Origin of the sequence: Kothea flammea, from assembly GCF_052161645.1 — a bacterium.
Classification (GTDB): Bacteria; Planctomycetota; Planctomycetia; order Pirellulales; family Pirellulaceae; genus Laterigemmans.
In genome coordinates this window covers 107,533-133,295 of the sequence record NZ_CP197414.1, presented here as the reverse complement: position 1 = coordinate 133,295, position 25,763 = coordinate 107,533, and the positions used below count along the sequence as shown (strand labels likewise).

Genomic DNA, 25,763 nt, shown 5'->3' with positions numbered 1-25,763 from the left:
GTGGCGAACACGGCAAACGCGACCATGAAAACTCGCCGATTTCCCCTCATCGCGACGTTCCTGCTGGCCTTCGCGTTGTGCTTGCTGGCCGGTTGGTGGTTACTGCGACCATCGCCACAACAGCGAGCGGCACAACTCTTTGAGCAAGCATATGAAGATCTCACGGCGGGTCGCTTCGAGGCGGCCGAGCAAGCAGCCACCCGCGCCTACCAACTCGACCCGGCTCGCGATGATGCCCGCCTGATCGCCGCGCAATCGGCTTCACGACGCGACGATTTCTCCGCCAGTTTGCTGCACGCCGAAGCCGTTTCCCCGACAGACCCCAGCCTCTACGGCGCAGCCCAATTGCTAGCCGCCCAAATCACGCACAATTCTCTCTACCGGCTATCGGCTGCGGTCGAACATTACCGGTCTGTCTTGGCAATCGACCCCGAGAATGTTGTCGCCAACAGCGGGCTGGCTCGTCTGTACGGCGAAACCGGCCAACGATCTGCGGCGATCGAACCTGTCTTAAAATTAATTCGCAGCGGCAACGCGGGCGACTTGTTGATGCTGTTGGCCCGCGAAGATGGTGTCATCGACAATCAGGAGTTACTAAACAAAGCCCAGCAAGCGAATGACCAAGACCCATTGCCACTGATCGGACTAGCTTGGCACGCCGCCGACAAAGGCCAACATCAACGGGCTGCTGAACTACTTCAGCGGGCAATCACGCATGGCAAGCAAGAGGCGAGTGGTGCGGAAAATGCGCAGGGGCGACCAATCGCCGAAGCGCAACTCGGTCTACAATGGGCCGCACTGGGAGATTTTGAAGCGCTAGCCCGCTGGAGCCTGAACCTCAACCCGGCGGCCGAAACAGAAGCCGCCAGCTGGATAGCTCGTGGCCGCTTGGCGGAACACTTAGGTCAAAGCCGAGCGGCGATTCGCTGTTATTTGGAAGCCGCCCAGCGACAGCCCGAATCAAAAATCCCCAACGCACGACTCGCCCAATTGCTGGCTGGCGACGATCAAACGCAGTTAGCCACAGCCTTCGCCACGCACGCCCGGCAACTGCAGGCGCTGACCGATTTGCAAGACCGCATCTTCTTTTCCAGCGAGCCCAGCGGGCTTGATCGTTTGCTGGAGTTGGTCGACCAGTATCAGGAGGTGGGGCGAAACTGGGAAGCCTTTGGTTGGCTGCAATTAGCCACTCAGATTGATGCGACCGCCCCAGCCGTCCGCGAGCGACTTGGCCGCTTGCAGCAACAACTTCGCGGGACGCCACTGCAAGTTACCGACCCTCGCCTCGCCCCAGTGCGGCTGTGCGACAAACAAGAATATCCACTTCCCGACGTGCAGTCACCAACGGCCACGCCGGAGGGATTTGCCAAGCCGAAGGGATCGGGCCCGCTTCCGGTTGCGAAGCCCGGCACCATGAAGCCCGGCACCATGAAGCCCGACACGATCGATTTTCAGTTCGCTGACGTTACCGCCCAGGTCGAACTCAACTTCACCTATTTCAACGGTTCGGCGGAGCAGCCCCCGCGGCGAATGTATGCGTTTACGGGGGGCGGGATTGCGGTGCTCGATTATGACTTAGATGGTTGGCCCGATAGCTTCTTTACCCAAGGCACCACCTGGCCAGCTGCTGCGGCTGACGGGCGACAAGTTGATATGTTATATCGCAATCAGCAGGGTGAGCGTTTTCAGCACGTCGCGGCAGCCTTCAGCGAACAGGAACTTGGCTTCGGCCAAGGTGTTACCGTAGGCGATTATGACGCTGACGGATTCCCCGATATCTACGTGGCCAATGCCGGCAGCAGCAATCGTCTATACCGCAACAATGGCGATGGGACTTTTCAGGATGTGACGTTGTCAGCCGGCCTCAGTGGCCAGCAGTGGACAACCAGCACGGTCATGGCTGACCTCAACGGCGACGGATTGGCTGACATATATGATGTTAATTATGTGCGTGGCGAGGACGTTTTTCAGCGCGTGTGCGTGGACGCGAATGGCCACCCGGCGATTTGCATGCCCTTTGATTTCGACAGTGAACGCGACACCCTCTGGATCAACCAGGGAAATGGTACATTCCTTGATCGAACGGCCCAACTGCTGCAACCACAACCGCTCGGCAAGGGCCTTGGGGTGGTCACTGCGGATGTCGCTGGCGACGGCAACCTCAGCTTGATCGTGGCTAACGACACCACCCCCAACTTTCTTTACAACCGCATGAGCCGCGAAGCCAAGCAATGGAGCGACCGCGCCACTGTGGCGGGCATTGCCTTTAACGAAGACGGCAAAGCGGAAGGGTGCATGGGGATTGCGGCCTGGGACCTAAACCAAGATGGGTTGGTCGATTGTTTCATTACAAATTTTCTTTATGAATCCAATTCGTTGTATATTTCCCAAGGTCCAAATTTATTCGCCGATAAGACCCGCGCCCTTGGGCTGCACAATCCATCGCTGAATGTACTAGGATTTGGGGCTCAGTTTTTGGATCTAAATCTGGATGGTCAAGCAGAGCTATTTGTTGCTAACGGTCATATTGATGATCTCAGCCGCAACAACCGACCTTACACAATGCCAGCCCAATTGTTCACGCAACAGCCGGGTGGTTTCCGAGAAGTGATCGCGAAAAACTCAGGCGATTATTTCCAGCAACAATGGCTGGGCCGAGCGGTGGCGAGATTGGATTGGAACCGAGATGGTCGCGAAGATCTGCTGGTCGGACATCTTTACGACAGCAGCCGATTGCTGGAGAACCAGACAACCGCGGTGGGCAACTACGTGGCGATCAAGCTGGTTGGCACGACCTCCAGCCGAGACGCGATAGGCGCCCGCGTGAAAGTATCTGGGAATGGCATCGAGCGATTTGGGCAGCTGACCAGTGGCGACGGCTATCAAGCTAGAAACGAGGCTCAGCTGGTATTTGGATTAGGAGAGCTGACTTCTGTCGAGCAACTTGAGATCAGCTGGCCCAGCGGCCGCCGCGAAAGCTTTCCGGTCGACGCCATCAACCAAACGCTGACCTGCGTCGAAGGCCGCGGCCGCGAGCTGGATTCCCCTCGCCCCTGAGGTACGAAGGGGAGAGGGGAGCGCATTGTCGAACCAGAGAAAATCATGGCGATAAAACGAAGCAGACAGCGTCAGACGGAAAGAATCCAATTCGCGAGGCAGCAACGCGCACAAGCCAACGAGTTTGCCGATGATCTCTGGCAAATACTGCGGGGGCGAAGCTTGCTGCGCCAAAAGTTTCGCAGAGAACATCCCATCGGACCTTACACACTGGATTTCGTCTGCTTAGAGCTAAAACTAAATATCGAGATTGATGGCAAGGATCATCTAACCGAAGCAGCAAAAACCCACGATGCGAATCGAGACAAATACCTCAAAGGACTCGGCTACGAAGTTCTGCGCGTCAACGGTTTTCGCATTACGCAAGACTTGCGGGCCGTTCGCGAGGAAATTGAGGCCGTGATGCGGAAATTGAGGCCGTGATGCCGTATCTCCCCTTCAAGATCGCTCCCCTCGCCCCTGAGGTACGAAGGGGAGAGGGGCTGGGGGTGAGGGGCTCAGCTTTGTAGCCCCGAAGAAAAACATGGCAATGAAACGAACCAGCAAAGACGCACGTTGCGAATCGAGACAAACACCTCAAAGCACTCCGCTGCGAAGTTCTGCGTATCAATGGTTTTCGTGTTACGCAAGGCTTACGGGCCGTTCGTGAAAAAATTGAGGCCGTGATGCGGAGCTTATGCGCGGTCGGCCCCTCACCCCCGACCCCTCTCCCCTTCGTTCCTCAGGGGCGAGGGGAGCCAGCGTAAAAAAACCAACATCGATGGTTGTGTGTTATCCTGAGACAATCACCTCAAAGCACTCCGCTACGGAGTTCTGCGCGTCAACGGTTTTCGCATTACGCAAGACTTGCGGGCCGTTCGCGAGGAAATTGAGGCCGTGATGCGGAAATTGAGGCCGTGATGCCGTATCTCCCCTTCAAGATCGCTCCCCTCGCCCCTGAGGTACGAAGGGGAGAGGGGCTGGGGGTGAGGGGCTCAGCTTTGTAGCCCCGAAGAAAAACATGGCAATGAAACGAACCAGCAAAGACGCACGTTGCGAATCGAGACAAACACCTCAAAGCACTCCGCTGCGCAGTTCTGCGTATCAATGGTTTTCGTGTTACGCAAGGCTTACGGGCCGTTCGTGAAAAAATTGAGGCCGTGATGCGGAGCTTATGCGCGGTCGGCCCCTCACCCCCGACCCCTCTCCCCTTCGTTCCTCAGGGGCGAGGGGAGCCAGCGTAAAAAAACCAACATCGATGGTTGTGTGTTATCCTGAGACAATCACCTCAAAGCACTCCGCTACGGAGTTCTGCGCGTCAACGGTTTTCGCTTTACGCAAGACTTGCGGGCCGTTCGTGAAGAAATTAAAGCCGTGATGCGGTAACTCCCCTACGCTTCACAAAATCTTTGCAACCGCTTCACGGAGGATTCATTGAATTCGCCCCTGGTCCTGACGGGGCTACCCAGGTAGTTTGAAAAAGCAAGCAGGCTTCGATATCAAGGGAAATTTGACACATGAGCATCAGTACTGAGATCGCCACTTTATTCGCTCAGCGAGGCAATTCGCAGTATGGCAAAGAAGCCGTTACTCAGCTGGAGCACGCGTTGCAGTGTGCGGCGCTAGCCGAAGCCGAACAAGCATCCCCTGCTTTAATCTTGGCCGCACTGCTGCATGACATCGGCCATTTGTTGCATGAGCTGCCCGACGACGCGCCCGAGCAGGGCATTGACGATCATCACGAAACCAGCGGATACCATTACCTGCGGAAACATTTCAGTGAAGCGGTCAGCGAACCTGTCCGACAGCATGTTGCCGCCAAGCGTTATCTGTGCACGACCGACCCCAGCTATCTCGAACAACTATCCGAACCATCGGTGGTCAGCCTCCATCTCCAAGGCGGGATGATGTCCGAAGAGGAGCTGGATGCGTTCCGCGGGTCACCGCATTGGGAGGCAGCCGTGGCGCTGCGGCGTTGGGACGATTTGGCGAAAGTGGTCGACTTGGAAACACCCGATATCGACCACTACTTGAGCATCTTGGCGAACAACGAAGCGAGCCTGTCTGCTTGATTATTCACCGAACAATTTTTCCAGCCGGTCGAGAGCCACCATTAACTTGTTCCACTCGATCACGACATCGAATGTATCGACCAGCTCGGCATCGTCACGATCGAAACCTTGTTCGCTGAGTTTGATTTTTCCTTCCAAGACGAACATGCCCTCGACCATCGCGTGATCCGATTTTTGCTGGGCGGTGAGATCGGGATCGTCATAGACGGGCAGCACTTGCTGCATCGCTTGGTGCACGGCCCAGAGGGCGGCTCGGCGGGAGTCTTCAGCAGCGAGGGTGGCGCGAAGTGTGCCGGATTGGATGTAGTACTTAGCCATGATTGGGTTTCCTGAGTTGAAGAACTTTCGTTGACACAACTATCTTTCGCCAAGTGCTGTGACACGTTAGGTCACAACGGGGAGAGAATTTGGAAAAAAGATAGTTTTTGGCATCAGCCGCCGGGTGAGTGCTGAGCCCGCAAGAGGGGCCGCAACTCGGCTGCCAAGAAGAAAGAACCGCAAATCACGACCCGTCCATCGGGCTCGGCCACCTGAATGGCTCGCGAGAGCGCATCAGCTGGCTTATCTACAACGATAGTATTTTGATTCGAAGACATACGTGCGAGTTCCACGGGGTCGAACCACCGCGGATTTGACCAATAGCGGGTAAGAAACAGGTGATCGGCGACCGAGTTCAATAGCTGCAACATCGCCTCCCCATCCTTATCGGCGCTGGTGCCGAAAACCACGACTGTCTTGCCGCCTGCCGGTCGATCCCGAAGAACCGCGCGGAGCGCTGTGACCGAATCGATGTTATGCGCCGTATCGAGCAGAATTTCTGGCTGATCACCAAAGCGTTCGACTCGTCCGGCGCAGCGGACAGCTGCCAAACCAGATCGTTGAGCGTCCAGCGGCCCGCTGAGCCCCACTGGAACCAGTGCATCCATCACCGCCAGCGCTACACCCGCGTTGATTTGCTGATGCCGCCCCTCCAGCCCCACGGCCCAGCCGAGCCGCGACCGCAGCAGCGGATTATGAGCGTGGAAATCAAACGGCTTTAGCAACGACGATAACGACTCCTCCTCAAGCTCACACGGAGTGACTTGAAAATCTACCCCCGATTGCCACAACAGGGCTCCGCGTTGGGCGGCTGTTTCGCGGATTACTTGCCGGGCATCAGGCTGCTCGACGCCACTCACCACCGGCACACCCGGCTTGATGATCCCCGCCTTTTCAAAAGCGATTTGCGCGTGGGTATCGCCGAGGATGTGCTGATGATCGAGCCCCACGCTGGTGATCACCGAAACGACCGGATCGCAGACGTTGGTGCTATCGAGCCGACCGCCCAAGCCGACCTCAATCACGGCGACCGTGCATTGCGTGCGGCGAAAATACTCCATCGCCATGGCGGTGGTCAGCTCGAAAAAAGTCGGCTGCCCTTCACCCATCTGCTCCACGCGGTCGGCCGCTCCCCGCACCGCCTCGACCAACGCCTCCAATTCGCTCGCCTCGCAGGGCTGGCCATCGACGCGAAACCGCTCTTCCAATCGCTCTAAATGGGGCGAAGTATAAAGGCCCACCTTGTATCCACAAGCGATTAACATGGTGGCAATCATCTCGCAGGTACTGCCCTTCCCCTTCGTGCCACCCACGTGAACTATCTGAAAGGACCTTTCAGGGTGCCCCAGCAGTCGCAATAAATGTCGCATCCGTTGCAATCGAAACGCGCCTTGATTGGCGGCCGGTGAAACCCGCTCGTAATTTAGGCGTCCGTAGAGATAATCAAGTGGTGACATAGGTCAGCCGCAAAGAGAATTGGAAAGTGGCGATAGGAATTTAGCAAAAGAACCAAGTCAAAAAATTGGATGTCAGCGGCGGTGAACCTTCAAGGGTGAGCTGCCGTAGCACTGAAGCAAATGCCCTTGTTGTATCATTAGCCCCCGCTCCCCGAGGGTTCCGTTGGAAACCGATCAAGCTGCCGTCGTCGAGCGGCCTACCGTAAGTGCCTCCGAAGATGCCTCTTCGCAGGTAGTCATCGAGACTCGCAACCTGAGCAAGATATACCGTGACTTTTGGGGTCGAAAGAAGGTCCATGCGTTAAAAGCGCTCGACATCGAGATCCGCAAGGGTGAAATCTTTGGGCTACTCGGTCCGAACGGCAGTGGTAAGTCGACGACGCTCAAATTAATCCTTGGTTTGTTGTTTCCGACCAGCGGTCGGGTGCTGGTGTTTGATAAAGACGCCACTGAAACGAGCAAGAACGAGCGGATCGGCTATCTTCCGGAAGAATCATACCTGTACAAATTTCTGTCGGCTCAGGAGACGCTGGAGTTCTACGGACGTCTGTTCAACATGTCAGCCGCCGATCGCACGCAGCGGGTCAACGAATTAATCCAGATGGTCGGCCTGGAGCATGCTCGCCACCGTCAACTACGAGAGTTTTCCAAAGGGATGACGCGACGGGTCGGCCTGGCTCAAGCTCTGATTAACGACCCCGACTTGGTGATGCTGGACGAACCGACAACCGGCCTCGACCCGATCGGCACTCGGGAGATGAAGGACCTGATTTTGGGGCTCCGCGACCAGGGCAAAACGATCTTGCTGTGCAGCCACCAATTGGCCGACGTGCAAGACGTCTGCGACCGCGTCGCGATTCTCCATCAGGGCGAGCTGAAGGAATTGGGCCGAGTCGACGATTTGCTCAAAGTTCAAGACGTCACCGAAGTTCACGCCCGTGGATTGTCGGACGAAGCAAAAGCGGAAATCGCGGAAGTCATTAAACGGCATGGCGGTACGCTGGAGTCGATTGACAACCCGACGGCTACCATGGAGCAGCTCTTCTTAGATATTGTCCAAGAAAGCGAAGCGCGACCTGGGCACCGCCGCAGTGACCTGAATCCCAAGAACAATTCGGCAGGCGGTTCACCGTCCGCCACCCAGGCCGGAGGAGAGTCAGGATCATGACGCAGCAACCGGAAGATTTCTGGTCGTTTAGCGAATGGTTGCTTCGCCCCGGTGCTTTCCTGGAAAGCGCGTTACTGCAAGGCGTTGCCGTTGTCGTAATGGCAATCATTCTCGGCTTATTGCTTGGTTATATCGTCTCGGCTGTCCGTTATGGACCGGGAGAAGCGTTTTACGCCGTTGCCAGCACAATCCGCGACTTAGTCACGCGTGATCTCCCCAAAACCGCCCCGCAACGCATCTTTGCGCTCGCCCGGCTAGCTTTTAAAGAAGCCATTCGCCGCAAAGTGTTGTTCGTATTCGGCGTCTTCATGGTTGGCTTGCTGCTGGCCGGCTGGTTCCTCGACACGAACAGTAACGATCCAGCTCGACTCTATATCAGCTTTGTATTGACGGCGACGAACTATTTGATGCTGTTGCTGGCTCTCTTTATTAGCTGCTTCAGCCTCCCGGCGGATATCAAAAGCCGCACGATTTACACGATTGTCACCAAGCCAGTTCGTCCGACTGAAATTATCATTGGACGCATCTTGGGCTTCACCGCAATCGGTACCATGTTGCTGGTGCCAATGGGTGTGGCTAGCTACTTTTTCGTCACGCGGGGCCTCGATCATGGTCACGAAGTGGTTGAGATTGAACAGTTGGCCAACGCTGAAAAATCGGCCGAACTGTTAAGACGCGCGATCCGCGAACGGCCCACAGGCTCTAATTTGGAAGCCGAGCTGGCCCAGCGTTCGGAAGATAGCTACATCGGCCTCACCTCCTTCGACCGCGATCACTCGCACACCTTTACGATCGACGAAGAAGGCAACGGGATCACCAGCTTGGAGCAAGGTCACCGTCACGTCGTTTACAAGGAAGGTGACAAGTTCATTGTCGGACCTCCCGAAGGGGCACTTCGCGCCCGCGTTCCCGAGTATGGTTCGATCACGTTTCTCAACCGCGAAGGGCTCGAGGACGTCGGCATTGACGTCGGTTACGAGCATCGCAAGGGTGGCTACGGCAGTGCCGGGTTCAGCCGCTTTGCTGGCGCTTCCATTGGGGCTCGCCGAATCGAACATGGCTACATCGAAGGTGGTGGCGGCTCGCTGTGTGCCGCCATTGTCAAGTTCGAAAATATCACCGCTGAGCGATACGGCGAGGGCCTGCCACTGGAAATGCGGCTACGGGTCTTCCGCACCTACAAAGCGGATATCGTGAGTGCCGTGCGTGGCACGATTACTGTTCGCAATCCAGACAATCAAGAAATCGAATCGAAGCCCATCGAGTTTGACGCGGAAGAGTACTTGGTAAAAGAGTATTTCTTGCCTGTTGAACTGGAAGGGAACGAAGGTTCTTCAGCAGCCACTCTGAACCTCTTCGAGGATCTAGTTGGCACGGATGGGTCGGTCGAAATCGTCGTGCGTTGCCTTGACCGAGGACAATATTTGGGTCTCACCAAAGGCGATGTCTACCTCCGTCCCCAAGAGTCGACTTTCCTTTGGAATTTGACCAAGGCTTTCATCAGCATCTGGTTGCAGATGGTGATGATCATCGCTTTCGGTGTGATGTTCAGCACCATGTTGAGCGGCCCGGTCGCCATGATCGCCACCGCTGTCGTTGTGCTGCTAGGATTCTCGGCGGAGAGCGTTTATGAAACGCGGTACCACTTGGACCGTGGTGAGAACATGGGTGGCGGTCCGATCGAAGCCACCATTCGGACCTTGCGGCAAGACTCGTTCACGACGCAATTGGACATCCAGGAACTTCCCTTGAAAATTATCAAGGGAGCCGACAGCGTCATCGTCTACACACTCGATGCGGTCGTCACGTCCTTGCCTAACTTGCCGAAAATGCTGGGTACGGCAGAGTACGTCGCCAGCGGTTTTGATATTTACGACAGCCTGTTATTAAGACATATCGTTTCCACGATCGCGTATGTCATACTGGCTTTCTTAATCGGATATTTCTTTCTGAAAACGCGTGAGATTGCGGCATGAATCGGTCGAATAGCCTGCGCAATAAGCTGATCTACCTGGCGGTGATGATCATCATGCTGCTGCCCCTTTACCTATTGGGACAGCCGGCTACTGGTTTGCCGGGAGATTCACCGGGTGAACTAACCAAAATGCGAGTTTCACTCGGCTTGGCGGAAGCCAGTTTGGGTGAAATTGACCCAGCTAGCGAAAGCATGAAGCTGGCCTCGTTGGGCATGCGCGGTCCGGCAGCCCTACTGCTCTGGAACCGAGCCGAGCATTATAAGGTGCTGCATGAGTGGGATCGCCTCAGCGCCACGCTGAATCAAATCACCCACTTGCAACCTCACTATGAGAGCGTCTGGGAATTCCAAGCTCACAACTTATCTTATAATGTGTCGCTGGAGTTCGATGATTATCGGCAGCGGTACAACTGGGTCAAGAAAGGAACGGAGTATCTCACCGAAGGGGTCAACCAAAACCGCCGCGCGCCGAGATTGATTTGGTACACCGGTTGGTTTTATGGCAACAAACTGGGAATGAGTGACGAGAAGCTTCAATTCCGCGAGCTATTCAGCGAAGACGAGCCGTTTCATGACGAGTTGCTGGAAGAAGGCATTGCGGTTGACAGCCCCGATGCCAAAGGGCCAGAAGGCTTGCCCGACAACTGGCTGGTCGGCAGACTGTGGCTGATGCGTGGTTACGATTTTGTCGACGGCGGTGTGCCGTTGGTGAAAAAGTCGCCCGTTACGTTCTTCGAACTCGGTCCCAAATGGCGAATTCAACACGCCACAGCGATCGAAGAAGAAGGCATTCTCGATGATCGCTCGAAAGCCGCTTGGGAACGAGCCGGCGACGACTGGTACGGCTTCGGCGTCCGCCCTTTGGCGACGACCGAGGGCATTTCGATTCAGCTGGGCACCATCCAGGACCTCTATCAGCGCAAAGCCGAGCTGATGGAACGCTTTGAAGACTTGGTCGGTCCGACCATGCAGCGAATTCGCGACGAACGAATGGCTTCGCTGAGTGATGCGGAACGACAAGCGATCGAAACTCCTATGAACCAGCGTTCCCGCGAACAATATATGATTGCTTCGCAAATTGAGCCGCTGCTCGAACCGTCGCTGATCGAAGTCGCCAAAGAAGGCCCCGATGACACGCGGCTGAAAGCGATTCAATTGGCCGATGAAATCGCCCAAATTGATAATCGCATCAGCAAGACCAACATCTATCGCGATCAAATGAACTTCGGCTACTGGGAGCTGCGCTGCCGTGCCGAGCAAGACTCATTGCTGGTCGATGCCAGACGCTTGCTGTACGAAGCCGAACAAAAGGGCGCGGAAAATAAGCTGGATGAACAAATCGAAAAATACGAAGAAGCGTTCGTGTACTGGGAAAAAGTTTTCGACCAGTATCCAGGCTTGATTCTCGACGTTGCCAGCGACGATTTAACTGACGCAATCACCGACTATCGACGGTTTACCGATCAAGCGGAACTGCCTGATGATTTCCCGCTGAAAGATTTCTATGAGATGCGGACGGAGGCTGACTTCAGCACTCCCGAAGAATATCAACGACGGCGCGACGACAAAGTCGGCCCCGTTATTGACGTCACTCAGCCTTATTCTGGATTCACCGAAACCCCTCAAGCCGAAACGCAAACACCGGCCGAAGGCGAAGAAGCTGCGGCTGAGGATGAGATGCCCGCTGAAGGTGATGCTCCAGCTGAGCCTGATGCACCGGCTGAGGGTGATGTGCCTGCCGATGGAGAATCACCAGCTGAAAGCGAAGCACCGCAGGCTGACGCACCGACCGAAGGCGATGCACCGAAGGTTGATCCACCAGCTGAAGGCGACGCACCCAAGGGTGACGCACCTGCCGAAGGCGAAGCCCCCAAAGGGTGATTCAGCTGTCTGAGCTATTCCGCCAGTGCTAACAGCTGAATAGCTAACAGCTAAAAACTCATTCCTTTATGGCCCCTGAGCCGTTTGGCAATTTATTTGTCACCTGCAGAGCTAGGCATGGCGCCCCAGGGGCGAAGGGAGCGAGTCTTTTTTGGGGCCGGTTGCTTGCGTGCTAATGGGTACCACATTGACTGCAACGCCTGCGCCTGCGGGGCAAACGGGCAAACGATTGGGGACAATCGTTCTACATTGTGCACTTCTCCACCAAAACTGGCCTTTGGGTAGCACGTTGACTGCAACGCCTGCGCCTGCAGTTGCGGGTCAAACGGCTTGCTACCAGCAGCTACAACCGCGGCTAACTGCTAACTGCTAATCGCTAATCGCTAAAAGCTACCTCTCTACGCCCCAGCGATGATCTTGTTACAATAGACGCACCCAATGGGTTCACCTTGACCCTCTGGAAGCACGCCTCTAGCTGGAGCGTGCCTTAGCAACATCGACACATCTTGCTGGAGCCTCTTTTCATGTTTGCTCGTTGTTTTTTGCTGCGTTACCACTCGGCAACTCTGCTGCCAGCCGTGATGCTGGCGTCGGCTTTGGCTTGGGTGCCATTGGTTTCTTCGAGCACCGCGCAGGAGACCCCTGCCCGACGGCAACTCTCGGCTGATTATCTACCGAGCGATGCAATCGCCGCGGCCTATTTGTATCCGGGCCAGATAATGGATTCGCCCGAAATGAAGATGATGCCAATCGAAGTCGCCAACGCTTGGACTGCGGAACAGTTTGGGTTTCAGTTGGCAGATGTCTCTGAGCTGAAAATGGTCGTCGGCCAGATTGGTCCAGCGGGCCCTCAGATTGCAATCATCGCCAAGCTGACCAAAGACGTTGATATTTCGAAGGTTCGCTCTCAAGTGCTTGTTGGCGCCCCGGTGAACGTCGACGGCTATCAAGCGATTCTGATCGATGACACTCCCGATATGGTGTTGCACCAAGCCGACAGTCGCACTTTAGTGGCAGCGACGTCAAACTATTTGGTAGAGGTCATGGCCGCCGAGCAGTCAGCGGAAACAGCAGCCGATGGCACGTTAGCAAACTTTGTCAGCAACATGCGACAGGTTTCGCCAATGATGATTGCCATGGTGATGGAACCGATTCGCGAACAAGTGAATGCGATGGCGGCTCAAGCTGGTCAGAATCTACCGCCCGTGTTGTTAGATTTGACCGATTTGCCGAACCTTGCCACTGGTGCTGTGCTGGCGGGCGGGATCTCGAGTAGCGAACCGTTCCGCTTCGTAATGGTTGGTAACAACGAGAATGACACCGAGGAAATGGAAGTCATTGTCAACAACGCGATGTCCTTTGCTCGCGACATGGGTGTCGCACAGGCCATGCAATCGGTCGATGGGCAAGGCCCGGTTCCCGAAGCGATGCGGCAATATTTTCGCCGACTTGGGAATGAGATGTTCACAATGCTGAAGCCGGTTCGTAACGGGCGACGCTTGATGATCGAAGTCGAAAACAGCGGCGGACTGGCCATGACTGGTACGTTGGTCGGTTTGCTGTTGCCAGCCGTGCAAGCATCACGAGAAGCCGCGCGGCGAATGTCTTCGGCGAATAACCTGAAACAAATCATGCTGGCGATGCATAATTACGAATCGGCTTATCGCAAATTCCCCGTGGCTTCGATTACTAATGACGAAGGGGAGCGGCTATTGAGTTGGCGAGTGGCAATTCTGCCGTTTATCGACGAAATCGCGCTGTATGAGGAATTTCGCTTGGACGAACCTTGGGACAGCGAGCATAACATTAAATTGCTCGATCGCATGCCGGCCATCTACAGCGCACCGGGTATTAAAACGGAACCGGGAAGAACGATATACCAGTTCGCGATCGGAGAGGGGTTGGCGTTCGAGCCGGATCGACAACTGGGTTTCCGAGACATTACTGATGGCACCAGCAACACCATTGCCTTATTCGAATCGCGGGCCGACGCGGCTGTTCCTTGGACCAAACCGGCCGATATTGAGATCGACCTGGAGAATCCTTTCGAGATGATGGGAGTGGAGCGTCCCGGAGGATTTCAAGTCGGATTCCTAGATGGATCCGTCCAGTTTCTGCAGCGTACGCTCGATCCGGCCATGTTCCGCGCCTTGCTGACGCGTAATGGTGGCGAAGTGGTGCAGCGCTAGTTGACAATCAGCTTAAACAATCAAGCAGCTGATGGGGATGATCGATCAGCTGAGCGGCACCACTGTCGCTCAGCTCCTGAGCCGAGCGGAATCCCCAGGTGACGCCGATGGCCCGACATCCCGCCGCGGTTGCCGTCAACATATCAGTATTCGTATCGCCCACGTAAAGACATCGCCTGGGCTCGCTATTGAGCTCGGACAGAATCTGATGCACTCCAGCGGGATCGGGTTTGCGGGGCACATCAGGTAGGTTGCCGAGCACTTTGGCCCAAACGGTCTGGCCGAAGAAACGCTCCACGCAAGCGGTGGTGAACATGTGCGGCTTGTTGCTCAAGACGGCTAGCTTCAATTGACGAGCCACCAATTCGTCGAGCAACTCCATAATCCCCGCGTATGGCTGACTGGTGCGATCCCAATGTCGATCGTAAACCGTCTTGAAATCGGCGACGCAAGTATCCAGCAGCTTGCTGTCTTGTTGCCAGGCGCTCGGCAGCGCACGCTCAAATAACACTCGCACCCCATCGCCGACCAGATGTCGATAAGCGGCCAGCTCATGCGGCGGGTGGCCATGCTGCTGCAAAACCTCGTTGGCAGCGTTGGCAATATCCGCCAATGAGTCGAGCAGGGTGCCGTCGAGGTCAAAGATCAGCACATCAAAGTTGCGGCTGGGTGGGTTCATATCGAAGGGGCTCTCCGGTTACCATCATGGGCAGGTTTGGGAAGACTGGCATCGGTTACAATGCCTCGGTGCTTCCTCAAGAGTGTATTCAAACAACGAGCTAATGGTGCTATGAATCAATCGGTCTGTCGGTGGGGGATTATGGGGACCGCGGCGATTGCCGCCAAGAATTGGCGTGCGATTGCCCTGTCGGGAAACGGCCGTGTCTCGGCAGTCGCCAGTCGCGACGTGGCCGCAGCCGAGCGATTCATCCTGCGAGGTCAACGCATCACCCCGCAAATCGAGCCTCCCGCCGCAGTCGGTTCCTACGAAGCGCTATTGGAACGCGACGACGTGGATGCTGTTTATATCCCTTTGCCGACGGCGATGCGACATCCCTGGGTGATTCGCGCGGCCGAAGCGGGCAAACACGTGCTTTGTGAAAAACCAATCGCCGTCAATGAACAAGCCGCTCGCGAAATGGTGGACGCTTGCGCTGCCAACGGCGTGCAGTTTATGGATGGCGTGATGTTTATGCACAGCAATCGCTTACCAGCCATGCGGGCTTCGATTGATGATGCGGCCAAGGTGGGTAAGCTGCGGCGCATTTCCAGCCATTTCATGTTTAGTGGCGATGACGAATTTCAAACCAAGAATATCCGCGTCATCCGGCAACTCGAACCGTATGGCTGCCTGGGAGATCTCGGCTGGTATAACGTCCGCTTTACGCTGTGGGTGATGGGTTTTCAGTTGCCCCAGCGCGTCACGGGAAGAATCATCACCGAGCTCAAGGGTGAGGGCAGCGACGGGCCCGTGCCGGGCGAATTCAGCGGCGAGTTATTTTTCGCGGACGGTGTCAGCGCCTCGTTCTATTGCTCATTCCTAACTGCCACGCAACAGTGGGCTGTGATCGGTGGCGACCAAGGCTATGTCAGCATGGAAGATTTTGTGTTGCCTTGGATGGGATCGCAGCTCAGCTGGGAATCGTGCCAACATCGTTTCGACACCGACGATGATCGATTTTACATGTGTCGCCAAGGTCAACGCCAAGCGGTTCAGGAATATTCCAACGGAGCCGGCGGCGCTCAGGAAGTCAACATGATGCGTCGTTTCGGCGAATTGGTGCTGGGCGGTCAACCTGATTCCCATTGGCCAAACATCTCTCTGGCCACGCAGCGGGTGCTCGACACGCTGCTGCAAAGTGCCCAACAAGAAAGCTGCGTGCTAACGGTGGATCAAACGCCGTTTTAAACGAGAACCCTACGGGCAGGTTATTTTCATTGTAGAACTGCTGTCCTCAGCTGTTCGCGGGCACCGCAAGCGATTGGGGACAATCGCTCTACAATGAAAAACCGCTGTTTGCGGGCACCGCAAGCGATTGGGGACAATCGCTCTACAATGGTTAACGGCACGAGGCAATTACTTGAGCACCAACAGTTCCTGATTCTCGCCTCGCTGAATCGTCAATCGCAAAGCTTGACCCGCTTGCTCAGCTTGCCGCTCGGCGGAGAGCAATTCACCTAGCGAACTGACTTGCTGGCCTTGAGCAGCGATAATGACGTCACCCGATTGCAAGCCAGTATCGACATCAGTGCCACTCTGCACACGCAACACCAACAAGCCTGAGTCGACCTCTTCAAAGCCCATCTGACGTGCCGTATCAGCATCCAGTGGTTGCACCAACGCATTGCGGAAGACCCCGCGTTGTTCCGGTGTCATTTGAGCCAACGCGGCATCAGTCCGCTCACCCAGGGTGACGCTCAAGTTCTGCGTCTTGCCATCTCGCAACACCTCCAACTTGACCGTCGAACCAGGACGTTGCGAAGCAATAAAGTTGCGGAACTGCACCCAAGTGCGGATCCGTTGGCCGTTGGCTGTCTGCACAATGTCCCCCGCTTGCAGCCCACCCTTATCAGCTGGACCTCCCGCGACCACGCTCTCAATGTAAGCACCACTGCGGGAACTGAGGTCATAACGCTCGAGAACCGCATCAGGAATCTCACCATTGTCAGAACTGCGCGCGCCGAGGAATCCGCGTTCGACCGTTCCCGACTCGATGATGCTTTCTAATACGGGTCGTGCGAGCGTGGTCGGGATCGCAAAACCAATCCCGTTATAACCACCGCTGCGGGAAATGATTGCCGTGTTGATACCGACAACCTCGCCTCGCAAATTAACAAGCGGTCCGCCACTGTTACCGGGATTGATCGCAGCATCCGTTTGCAAGAAATCTTCGAAACCACCCTGCACGATGCCGCGAACGCGATTCTTCGCGCTGATGATGCCGGCGGTGACCGTTTGTTCGAGCTCAAAAGGACTGCCGATCGCCAGCACCCAATCGCCAACGCTGATCGCTTCGCTATCTCCCAGCGGTGCAGGCTGCAGCCCCGTGGCATCAACTTTCAACACAGCCAAATCCGTATCGGGATCGTTACCAACCACTTGGGCCGGCACTTCGCGATCGTCACTGAGTTGAATCAGCACCTCATCCGCACCCTGGACAACGTGGTTATTCGTCAAGATGTATCCATCCTCTCGAACGATCACGCCGCTACCGATACCCGATTGATCAGGAGTCTGCATCCGCCCGCCCTGGCCACCCTGGCCGTCGAATGGTTGCCCGCCAAAGTCGTCAAAGAACCGTCGCAGCTCGGGTGGAATGTTGGGATTGAGTCCACCGCCCCCGCGAATGACTCGACCTTTCTTTGTCACTCGCACACTCACCACGCTGGGCCGCATCGCCTCGGCCACGTTGCGGAAAGCGCCGGAAAGATCTTGCGCGGTCTGCAGATTCCCACGAGCCGCCTGAGCTTCCTCTACCTGTTGGGCATAGGCATCACTAGTCCGCAAACCAGTGGGCAAAGTCATCACGATCCCGGCGATGAGTGCGCCGGTGATCAACGCCGCGCTGGCCACGCTGATCATCTTCCATTGCTGATGCATTTATCTTCTCCTGCGGGGACACGTTACAACTCAACGTATTTCTTACAGTGGATGGGCCACAGTTGGTTCGACAAAAAACTGCCGAAGTGGCGGACCAAACCTCAAAGCCCCCGAAAATCTGCAACTCGCGCGCCATCAGCAACTCGCTGCACACAAGAACAGTACAGGCCCCGCGGGATTGATACCCCAAAGGTATCAATCCCAAAAATTGATACCTGTATTATATGAATTCGCTCCAGTCGACACTCAGCGGATTCTCCGCGATCTTGCCCAAGTCATCATGGCTGCGGCGGGAACCGACGGTTGGCCAAGCGGTTTGCTCGGACAACTCGGGCATCAACTCCTGCAGTTGGGAACACAGCATCGTGCCCAAGCGGCGAGTCGGTTCATCTTTCGCGGTATCACGAACGGACAGCGCGGTCTTCATGACTCGTAACAATTTGGCGCGTTGATCGACGACGACCGACAAATGATCATCGGGTTCCACCAACAGTTCGCACATTGGCACTTCGAGTGCTTGCTGCCAACGTTGCAAGACGCTGGCCGGCAGGTCGGCGTGCGGCTCTTCCTCAGAGCGCAGTTGACGCACTGGCACCCCGCTGCGGCGAGAAATCGTCCGCAAGGTCAGTCCCTGTTGTTCACGCACAATTCGCAATCGGTTGAGAGGTCGAGGCAAGGGTTGGCCCGATGCTCTAGTGGTCGCTGCGTCTTGGCGGGTCATCCGCTTACGAGGCGAAGTAGGAATGCCATCGCGACCATGCGAAGCATCCAAACAGGTACTGGAAATCATGGGAAACGACCGTTAAGTGAGAATGACGGTCAGCGGCAATTCGCCCAGGGAGGCTCCATTTGCTAATTGGGAGGAACTGATACGGGTTGCCACCGTTTTGGTACGTTCATAGAACGAACGAACTCGCAAAAAGTTCCCACCGCTTTTTACGAAACATCTAGAAACTAGCGGGGTTTCAACGCGTTCGGCCGACTTTTCGCAGCCTTTTGGCAGAATTTTTAACTGCCAACTAAACCCCCATTGTCTCCGCACACCACTGGTCACGATCGACCGCTGGCTGCGCAACCGACCCCTCAGGGGAGTCATCAAGACTACCAGTGGAACCATCGCAAATAGTCACACGCTGCCCCTCCGCTGAACGAATTCTTTCCGTCGTCAGCTTGAGATTGGCTGCACCGCGACTGGCCAGCAACTGCAGATGCGGGCGACGAACCATCTGCAATCCATGAATTGGCTGATCGATCGTCGCGTTGTCGGCTTCCTCTTTGAGCGAGTCGACCGCTCGCGCTCCCCAAGCTCGCAAACGACGCAACAGCGGCGCGTTACTTTCCCGCGATTCACTTTGAGCCCGCGCCGCAACGACCGAAGGATCGGCTCCCATGTGATACAACTGGATCAGGTCCTCGATCCGCAGCGGCTGGTCGTCCTCTTGAATAAACACCAGTTCACCGGTCGCCCTTTCGAGTCCAGTTTGCCCGGCGGCCTCCATACCCAGGGGGCGGCGGTGACGCGCGACTCGCACTTGGGGATATTGGCGACGCAAATCTTCCATAACTTCGGCGGTCGCATCCTGACTGCCGTCATCAACCACGACAATCTCAATCGCTGCCGAAGTGAGATCCGCAACCGCTTCAAGCACCCTGCTAACTTCGCTCGCAATTCTCTGCTGGCCATCGCGGACCGGTATCACGACGCTCAACTTGGCGATAGAGTTCATCTTGAGGTGCTCCTGAGACTTCGGCATGGGAGGTGGATCATGGCTGGCGAACCCGATCAATGTTATGATTCGACCCGACCCCAGTGACTTCTCCAGTTTCCACCTCGCATTGCAGGTCTGTGCGCCTCGTGCCGTTCGTAACGCGTGCCCGCACTCCGGCAACAGCCCGCAGCACCGCAACAGCCTGCACCACCAAGGCAGCCCGCACGATCGCCACGAGCAACTGGGCCCGACAACACAGTTCCACATCCCGACTCACCCTTCCCGACCTCCAGCGAGATCCATTCCCCAATGCCTGACGCTACATCCCTCTCTCCCGACTTCTCCCGAGGGACCAATGGTCTATTGCCGACGATCGCTCAAGACGCCGAGAACGGCGACGTGCTGATGTTGGCCTGGATGAATGAGGCTGCTTGGCAAGCCACCATGAACACCGGCCGAGCAACTTACTTTAGCCGCAGTCGCAACTCGCTGTGGTGCAAGGGAGAGACCAGCGGACATTGGCAACAAGTTGTCGAAGCGCGAATTGATTGTGATGCCGACACGATCTTATTACGCGTGCTGCAAACTGGTGCCGCCTGTCACGAAAATTACCGCAGCTGCTTCTTTCGTACGATAGCGAATGATGGCTCGATTTCGCTCAACCAAGCCCGTCTGTAAGCCAACCGTGGCTAGCGTTAAAACGGCTAACGGTGGCCAGCGCCAAAACGGTCAACCGTGGCTAGCGCCAAAACGGCTAACGGTCCAGAACCAATTGCGCCACTGCCAGCGGTGGGCAACCAAGAAAAATCCTTTATAGTTATCCTCTGCCCGACGAGCCGTTAGCGAGTGCCACCGTTTGGTTGTCCGCGCGGGGTGTTCGGTTCAAAACGCTAACCCTGGCTAGCGTTAAAACGGCCAACCGTGGCTAGCGCTAAAACGGCTAACTAAACCCCTTACTTTGAAAGCAACGGCCTTAACATGCCCGCAGAAGCAAACCTCGCGTCGCTCAACGTTGAACTTCCTCCCGCACCCAAACCGATTGGCGTTTACAAACCGATCGTGATCTGCGGCAACATGGCTTACCTTTCGGGTCACGGCCCTTTGCAGCCCGACAAAACTTTGATCACCGGGCGACTGGGCCAAGACATGGACGTTGAGGCGGGTTACGCAGCGGCCCGCGTGACTGGTCTCTGCATGTTATCCACGTTGCGAGAATCGCTAGGTTCGCTTGATAAGATCGCCCGCTTGGTGAAATTGCTGGGCTTGGTCCGCTGCACGGATGAGTTCGATGCTCAGCCTGCCGTGATCAACGGATGTAGCGAACTGTTCCGAGACGTGTTTGGCGAAGCCGATGGAGTGGCCGCCCGCAGCGCGCTGGGAACCAACGCGCTGCCGGGGGGCATTTGTGTGGAAATCGAAGCAATTTTCGAAATCCGCTAATCGCAATCAACGTCGGCTCAGCGATCCGACTGCTGCAATCGTCGTTCGACCGCTCGCTGTTGATATTTGACGCGATACTTGTCATTCAACAGCGTGTGCCGGCTGCTAAGGTCAACCTTGCGTCCCGCCACGAAGGCATGCTCGATTTGGGTATCCGATTCGAGCAACGGCCCGTCGGTGATTACCAACGTGGCCAGCTTGTCGACCTCCAGCGAACCGATTTGATCGGCAACACCCAAGATCTCCGCTGCGGACAGCGTCACAGCGCGTTCGGCGTCGGCCTCTGCCAACCCATAAGCCACCGCGTTGGCAGCTTGATAAGGCAAATTCCTCGCATTCGACGAATCACCACCATCACCGCAAATCGCGAACTTGACACCGGCAGCCAATAAACGAGCCGGCAAGGTATATGACGCGTCATAAGGGTCATGGCGATAGCGGGGCAACCGATAAGTCGCCGTGATGATCACCGGAACATCATACTTGTTCAGCAGATTAGCGCAGCGCTCGGCATCATAGCCACCGACGATGATCAATTTCAAACCGCGCTGAGCCGCATACATCACGGCTGAAGCAATCGCCCCCTCGCGATTCGCCATGGCCAAGACCGGCACTTCACCGGCAATCACCGGCAACATACTTTCCAAACGCACGTTGGTAGCCGTCCGCTCGCCATTTGCTTCACGAGCCTCGGCGTAGCGCTCGGCGGAGTCAAGTAATTCATCGAGCTGCGACAATCGCTCTTCTCGAGCCGCCGCTCGCTGCTTAGCATCTTCGCCGCGCGACTCAAAACTTTCCCAATTGATGCACAATCCGGCCGGCGCCAACAAACTCATGTCGGCCGCTGTCCAACCATCAAGTTCCATCACGGCGGCTTGGCCGTAGATCCCCGAGCCGCTGGGAGCGACCAAGGCGGTCAAAATCCCGTTCGCTCTCGCCACCGGTATTAACTCGCTGTCAGGATTAAAAGCCACCCAAGCCCGCACGTTGGGATTCACCGAGCCAGTTTCACGGCTATCCATGGTGACATCAACCGCGCCAATTTCACGCAGTCCGAGATCGGTCATCGATTCAATCATGCCGGGATAAACGTGCTTGCCCGTGGCATCAATTTCCAAACCTTGTTCGGGCAATTCCAAATCGGTTCCGATGGCCGTGATCCGCCCTCCTTCAAACAACAGGCTGGCACCTTCGATTGGCGCACCCGATATCGGATGAATCGTGGCGCCGCGAATCATGATCGGCCGAGTCTGCGGCGCACCGGGGATCTGGTCATGAGCCTTGACATCAGCGGCAGACAAGATTGCCAAACTGCCGCACAACACGGAAAGAGCGAGCTGTTTCATCTTGATAAAGTTCTTGTAACGAGGAGCAAACAGATGGGGACTCCCAATCGGAGCCTGCGGCAAATCGATAGCAGTTATCATTGTCGCACCTCATTGCTGAAGTTTAACGTACGCTCGTTTGACAACGCTTCACCTTCCTCATGATGCTCTGATTCAGCGTGATCATGACCATGATCGTGGTGCAAGCAGAAGATATCATGCTGGTGCCAACGATCTGCCTCGGCAATCCGTTCCCGGCGAGCACCCGATGGTTTCCCATCGGCTCCCAAAGCCTTCTGCACGAGCCGAGCATGCAGTTCCGCGTCGCGAGCACGCAGTTCCGCGTCACGCTCCAAGCTGAAATACTGGACCCCATCGATCCAAGTCTGCTCACAACGGGTCATGGTCGACAAAGGCTGCCGACTCCAAACCGCCAAGTCAGCATCCTTGCCCACTTCCAGCGAGCCAACTCGATCGTCGATTCGCAACTGCTTGGCTGGGTTCAAAGTAACAAACTTGAGCGCTTCCTCCGGTGAAACACCACCGTACTTGACCGCCTTGGCCGCCTCGGTGTTGAGGTGGCGAGCGAGTTCGGCGTCATCACTATTGAAGGAGACCACGATCCCCGCGTCGTGCATGATCGCACCGTTGTAAGGAATCGCGTCATAGACTTCAAACTTATAAGCCCACCAATCGGAGAAACTGGAGGCCATCGCACCATGTTCGGCCATCCGATCAGCGACCTTATATCCTTCGAGAATATGCTGCAACGATCCAATCGTAATGCCCAGTTCGTCGAGCACATCAAGCAACGCCAAAATTTCATCTTGACGATAGCTGTGACAGTGGATCCATCGCTCGCCGGCCAAGATTTCGGCGAGCGCGGCTGACTGGAGATCAACCCGCGGCGGCAATGTGCTGCGATCGCCGCTGGCGTAACGACGATGCGCTTCGGCATACTCGGCGGCAGCCAACAGTTGGTCGCGAATGATCTGCTCCACTCCCATCCGCGTATCTGGATAACGTCCAGCACTACGCTTTACATTTTCTCCCAAAGCAAACTTAATCCCGAAAGGAGCGTCCGAGAACTTCATGGCGTCCATCGTCGCGCCCCACCGTAATTTGATCACTTGGTTCTGACCACCAATCGGATTGGCCGAGCCATGCAAGATGTTGGAAGTGGTCAAGCCACCCGCCAATTGCCGATAGATGGAGATATCAGTGTTGTTGATAAAGTCGCCAACGCGAACCTCAGCGGTGATCGCTTGCCCCGACTCGTTGACTCCCCCATCGGTCGCCATGTGTGAGTGACAATCGATCAAGCCGGGTGTCAAATGCTTGCCCGTGACGTCAACCACGGTGCATCCCTCCGGCACTTCCAAATCAGTTCCCACAGCGACAATTTTGCCGTCGCGAACCAATACGTCGCCACCCTCGATGATACCCGCGTCGCCGCATGTCCAAACAGTGGCCCCGCGGAACATGACGACTTCAAGAGACTCTGGAGCGGCAGTCAAGCCGTACGCACCTAGCGGGTAAATGACTTCAACCGCTTCGCTCTCCTCTGCCGAACTGTCATCTTCGTCCGCATCATCTTCGTCCGCATCATCTTCTTCCGCGTCATCTTCGTCCGCGTCATCTTCGTCCGCGTCATCTTCGTCCGCGTCGTCTTCTTCCGCGTCATCTTCGTCCGCATCATCTTCTTCCGCGTCATCTTCGTCCGCGTCGTCTTCTTCCGCGTCGTCTTCGTTTGTCGCGGCGGCAATGTTGACGGCAATCATTTCGCCACTTGGCAAACGGAGAGTCGCATCAACGACCTCCGCAGCCTCGTCGGCCGTGCTGATGATAAAGTTCAGCCAGCTAATTCCACTTGGATAGTCCGCATGCAGTTCACCGAGATCCACTGCGGCGATCAAGCGGTCGCGCTCCACCACGAGGTTCTTCAACTCCACGTTGGCTGCCGTCTTCTTTGACCCGTCATCTTCTTCAACTTCATCTTCTTCACCTTCGTCTTCGTCACCGTCCTCTTCGTCCTTGCCTTCCTCATCGGCGCTCGCATTTTCTGACGATGTCAAGGAAAGCTTGCCGACCAAACTCTTTCCTTTGCGACTCAGCTGCAAACTTAATGACTCGGGTTGATCAACGGTGACTAAATCGGCCGTCAATGACCAATCACCCACCAACGGATCGAGTTGTTTATTTTCGGGCGCGGTGACTTCGTAGCGCTCACCGGCCACCCAAGTTTCCATAGTCTTTGTTTTGGCATCAAACAGCTCACCATCGGTGATCACTAGGTTTGCCAAACGGCCCGGCTGAATTGTGCCAGCCATAGCCTCCAGCCCCAATAATTTGGCGGGCGTTGTCGTAATGGCTGCCAAGGCGTGATCAGGTTCCAAGCCGGCTTCGACAGCCTTGCGAACTTGTTGCAGAAACTTACCCGAGTCACTCAGCCCGTCGGTGGTCAAACAGAACTCGACGCCCTTCTCCGCCAAACGTGCCGGGTTACTGGGTGCCAACTCCCAATTTAACAACTGCGCCAGCGAAACTTCGCGAGCATCGGAAGCTGCGGTAATTTTCGGCGCGTCGGGGAAATCAACCGGGATCAACAGGGGGCGTTGCGTGGCAACGATTTCATCAAGTTGACGATATTCACTGCCCGAACCACGCAAGACTATTTTCAAACCAAATTCCTGCGCGATGCCTTCTGCTCGCAAAGCCATCCGTTCGTTCGGCGCGTCGATGACAAATCGGCAATTGTGAATTGCTGCCGCCAACGTCTCCAAGGCGACATCGGTCTTGGGCCGCGGTAAAGAGGGGTTACCACGATAGGCAGCCCAGGCCTGGGTATACCAATTGGCGTCCAGCAGCGACTGCCGTAGCAGCGCCATTGCGCCCATGGGTGAATTTGGATAACTATCACGGCCGCCACGTCGCCGGGGAACCGTCAATGCCAGGTGCTGCCAGTCGGTTTCGCCGATCAAAACCTGACCGCTGTCACCGTCACGACACAGCACCGTGCAACTGCTACCACGGACGATACCTCCTTCAGGAACAAGCACTCGGATCGTAATTCCTTGCGAGCGCAGCTTTCCGCCCTCGAAAACGCTGGAGGCAGCCTGCTGCGAGGCGCGACGCTGCGGCATGATATTGCCATTCCAGTGGGGCGCCCCGCTGTCACGACTTGGGTCGGCCACCTCGATCTCACTGTAGGCATCAATGAAACCGGCGTAAGCGGTGTGTCCGCTGCGGTCGAGCCGCTGGGCTCCGGCCGGGATCTCCACCTGCTCTCCTACGGCGACAATTTGCCCGTCGCGAATCAGGATCGTGCCTGACTCAATTTGCCGCTCCGGGCTGATGACAATTTTGAGGTGCTGGAGCGCGTAAATCTGCGGCGTGATATCCCGCAGCCCCTCTGTCGGCTCGGTCGCTCCGGGGGGCTGACCGATGGCGGGTATTCCGCAACATCCCAGACATAGGATCGCGAGACCGATCCGAAAACTTGACTGAATCAAAACAACTACCCTCTGGCGGTTAACATCGGAGTATGCGTAGCAACGTTACTAACAGCATAGCCCACGGCCAACTCAATTCG

Annotated in this window: 18 protein-coding genes; 10 read left to right on the top strand and 8 right to left on the bottom strand. The window is 56.1% G+C overall.

Features of this window, described 5'->3' with window-relative positions; all coding sequences use genetic code 11:
- Positions 1 to 24: 24 nt before the first annotated feature.
- From SH139x_RS00450 to SH139x_RS00440, 3 genes are all read left to right on the top strand, one after another.
- Complete coding sequence (locus tag SH139x_RS00450) at positions 25 to 3,057, top strand: CRTAC1 family protein (RefSeq protein WP_488353327.1); 3,033 nt, start codon at positions 25 to 27, stop codon at positions 3,055 to 3,057.
- A 45-nt stretch (positions 3,058 to 3,102) separates the two neighbouring features.
- Positions 3,103 to 3,480, top strand: a complete 378-nt coding sequence (locus tag SH139x_RS00445) for an endonuclease domain-containing protein (protein WP_488353326.1) — start codon at positions 3,103 to 3,105, stop codon at positions 3,478 to 3,480.
- Between the two features lie 1,073 nt (positions 3,481 to 4,553).
- The gene (locus SH139x_RS00440; RefSeq protein ID WP_488353325.1) at positions 4,554 to 5,108 is read left to right on the top strand and encodes a phosphonate degradation HD-domain oxygenase; all 555 of its coding nucleotides are present in this window, start codon (positions 4,554 to 4,556) and stop codon (positions 5,106 to 5,108) included.
- Here the strand turns inward: SH139x_RS00440 and SH139x_RS00435 are convergent, their stop codons facing one another.
- Together SH139x_RS00435 and SH139x_RS00430 are read right to left on the bottom strand one after the other, a co-directional pair.
- On the bottom strand, positions 5,109 to 5,426 hold the full coding sequence (locus SH139x_RS00435) for a hypothetical protein (RefSeq protein WP_488353324.1): 318 nt from the start codon (positions 5,424 to 5,426) through the stop codon (positions 5,109 to 5,111).
- Positions 5,427 to 5,539: 113 nt separating this feature from the next.
- Positions 5,540 to 6,883: a bifunctional folylpolyglutamate synthase/dihydrofolate synthase gene (locus SH139x_RS00430; RefSeq protein WP_488353323.1), complete on the bottom strand. Its 1,344-nt coding sequence runs from the start codon at positions 6,881 to 6,883 to the stop codon at positions 5,540 to 5,542.
- A gap of 163 nt (positions 6,884 to 7,046) precedes the next feature.
- Here SH139x_RS00430 and SH139x_RS00425 point away from each other — a divergent pair, with 163 nt between their 5' ends.
- From SH139x_RS00425 to SH139x_RS00410, 4 genes are all read left to right on the top strand, one after another.
- Positions 7,047 to 8,051, top strand: a complete 1,005-nt coding sequence (locus SH139x_RS00425) for an ABC transporter ATP-binding protein (protein ID WP_488353322.1) — start codon at positions 7,047 to 7,049, stop codon at positions 8,049 to 8,051.
- Positions 8,048 to 10,027: an ABC transporter permease gene (locus SH139x_RS00420; RefSeq protein WP_488353321.1), complete on the top strand. Its 1,980-nt coding sequence runs from the start codon at positions 8,048 to 8,050 to the stop codon at positions 10,025 to 10,027. Before SH139x_RS00425 ends, SH139x_RS00420 begins: the two co-directional genes overlap by 4 nt.
- On the top strand, positions 10,024 to 11,907 hold the full coding sequence (locus tag SH139x_RS00415; protein WP_488353320.1) for an IRE (iron responsive element): 1,884 nt from the start codon (positions 10,024 to 10,026) through the stop codon (positions 11,905 to 11,907). The genes SH139x_RS00420 and SH139x_RS00415 overlap by 4 nt, the downstream gene beginning before the upstream one ends.
- 524 nt (positions 11,908 to 12,431) lie before the next feature.
- Positions 12,432 to 14,096 (top strand): DUF1559 domain-containing protein, encoded by a 1,665-nt coding sequence (locus SH139x_RS00410; RefSeq protein WP_488353319.1) that lies wholly within the window; start codon positions 12,432 to 12,434, stop codon positions 14,094 to 14,096.
- Between the two features lie 7 nt (positions 14,097 to 14,103).
- On the opposite strand, the gene SH139x_RS00405 is transcribed toward SH139x_RS00410, so the two are convergent.
- Positions 14,104 to 14,775 (bottom strand): HAD family hydrolase, encoded by a 672-nt coding sequence (locus SH139x_RS00405; RefSeq protein ID WP_488353318.1) that lies wholly within the window; start codon positions 14,773 to 14,775, stop codon positions 14,104 to 14,106.
- 111 nt (positions 14,776 to 14,886) lie between these two features.
- Between SH139x_RS00405 and SH139x_RS00400 the strand changes: the two genes are divergently transcribed.
- The gene (locus SH139x_RS00400) at positions 14,887 to 16,005 is read left to right on the top strand and encodes a Gfo/Idh/MocA family protein (protein ID WP_488353317.1); all 1,119 of its coding nucleotides are present in this window, start codon (positions 14,887 to 14,889) and stop codon (positions 16,003 to 16,005) included.
- Positions 16,006 to 16,173: 168 nt separating this feature from the next.
- On the opposite strand, the gene SH139x_RS00395 is transcribed toward SH139x_RS00400, so the two are convergent.
- The 3 genes from SH139x_RS00395 to SH139x_RS00385 form a co-directional block, all read right to left on the bottom strand.
- Complete coding sequence (locus SH139x_RS00395; RefSeq protein WP_488353316.1) at positions 16,174 to 17,697, bottom strand: Do family serine endopeptidase; 1,524 nt, start codon at positions 17,695 to 17,697, stop codon at positions 16,174 to 16,176.
- A 220-nt stretch (positions 17,698 to 17,917) separates the two neighbouring features.
- Positions 17,918 to 18,487: a hypothetical protein gene (locus tag SH139x_RS00390; RefSeq protein ID WP_488353315.1), complete on the bottom strand. Its 570-nt coding sequence runs from the start codon at positions 18,485 to 18,487 to the stop codon at positions 17,918 to 17,920.
- 229 nt (positions 18,488 to 18,716) lie between these two features.
- On the bottom strand, positions 18,717 to 19,424 hold the full coding sequence (locus SH139x_RS00385) for a glycosyltransferase family 2 protein (protein WP_488353314.1): 708 nt from the start codon (positions 19,422 to 19,424) through the stop codon (positions 18,717 to 18,719).
- Between the two features lie 291 nt (positions 19,425 to 19,715).
- On the opposite strand from SH139x_RS00385, the gene hisI reads away from it, so the two are divergent.
- Together hisI and SH139x_RS00375 are read left to right on the top strand one after the other, a co-directional pair.
- Positions 19,716 to 20,084 (top strand): phosphoribosyl-AMP cyclohydrolase, encoded by a 369-nt coding sequence (gene hisI, locus SH139x_RS00380; protein WP_488353313.1) that lies wholly within the window; start codon positions 19,716 to 19,718, stop codon positions 20,082 to 20,084.
- 300 nt (positions 20,085 to 20,384) lie between these two features.
- A complete protein-coding gene (locus tag SH139x_RS00375) occupies positions 20,385 to 20,846 on the top strand; it encodes a RidA family protein (protein WP_488353312.1) in 462 nt (153 codons plus the stop codon).
- A 17-nt stretch (positions 20,847 to 20,863) separates the two neighbouring features.
- On the opposite strand, the gene SH139x_RS00370 is transcribed toward SH139x_RS00375, so the two are convergent.
- Positions 20,864 to 22,273, bottom strand: a complete 1,410-nt coding sequence (locus tag SH139x_RS00370) for an amidohydrolase family protein (RefSeq protein WP_488353311.1) — start codon at positions 22,271 to 22,273, stop codon at positions 20,864 to 20,866.
- A complete protein-coding gene (locus SH139x_RS00365; RefSeq protein ID WP_488353310.1) occupies positions 22,270 to 25,683 on the bottom strand; it encodes an amidohydrolase family protein in 3,414 nt (1,137 codons plus the stop codon). The genes SH139x_RS00370 and SH139x_RS00365 overlap by 4 nt, the downstream gene beginning before the upstream one ends.
- Positions 25,684 to 25,763: the final 80 nt, after the last annotated feature.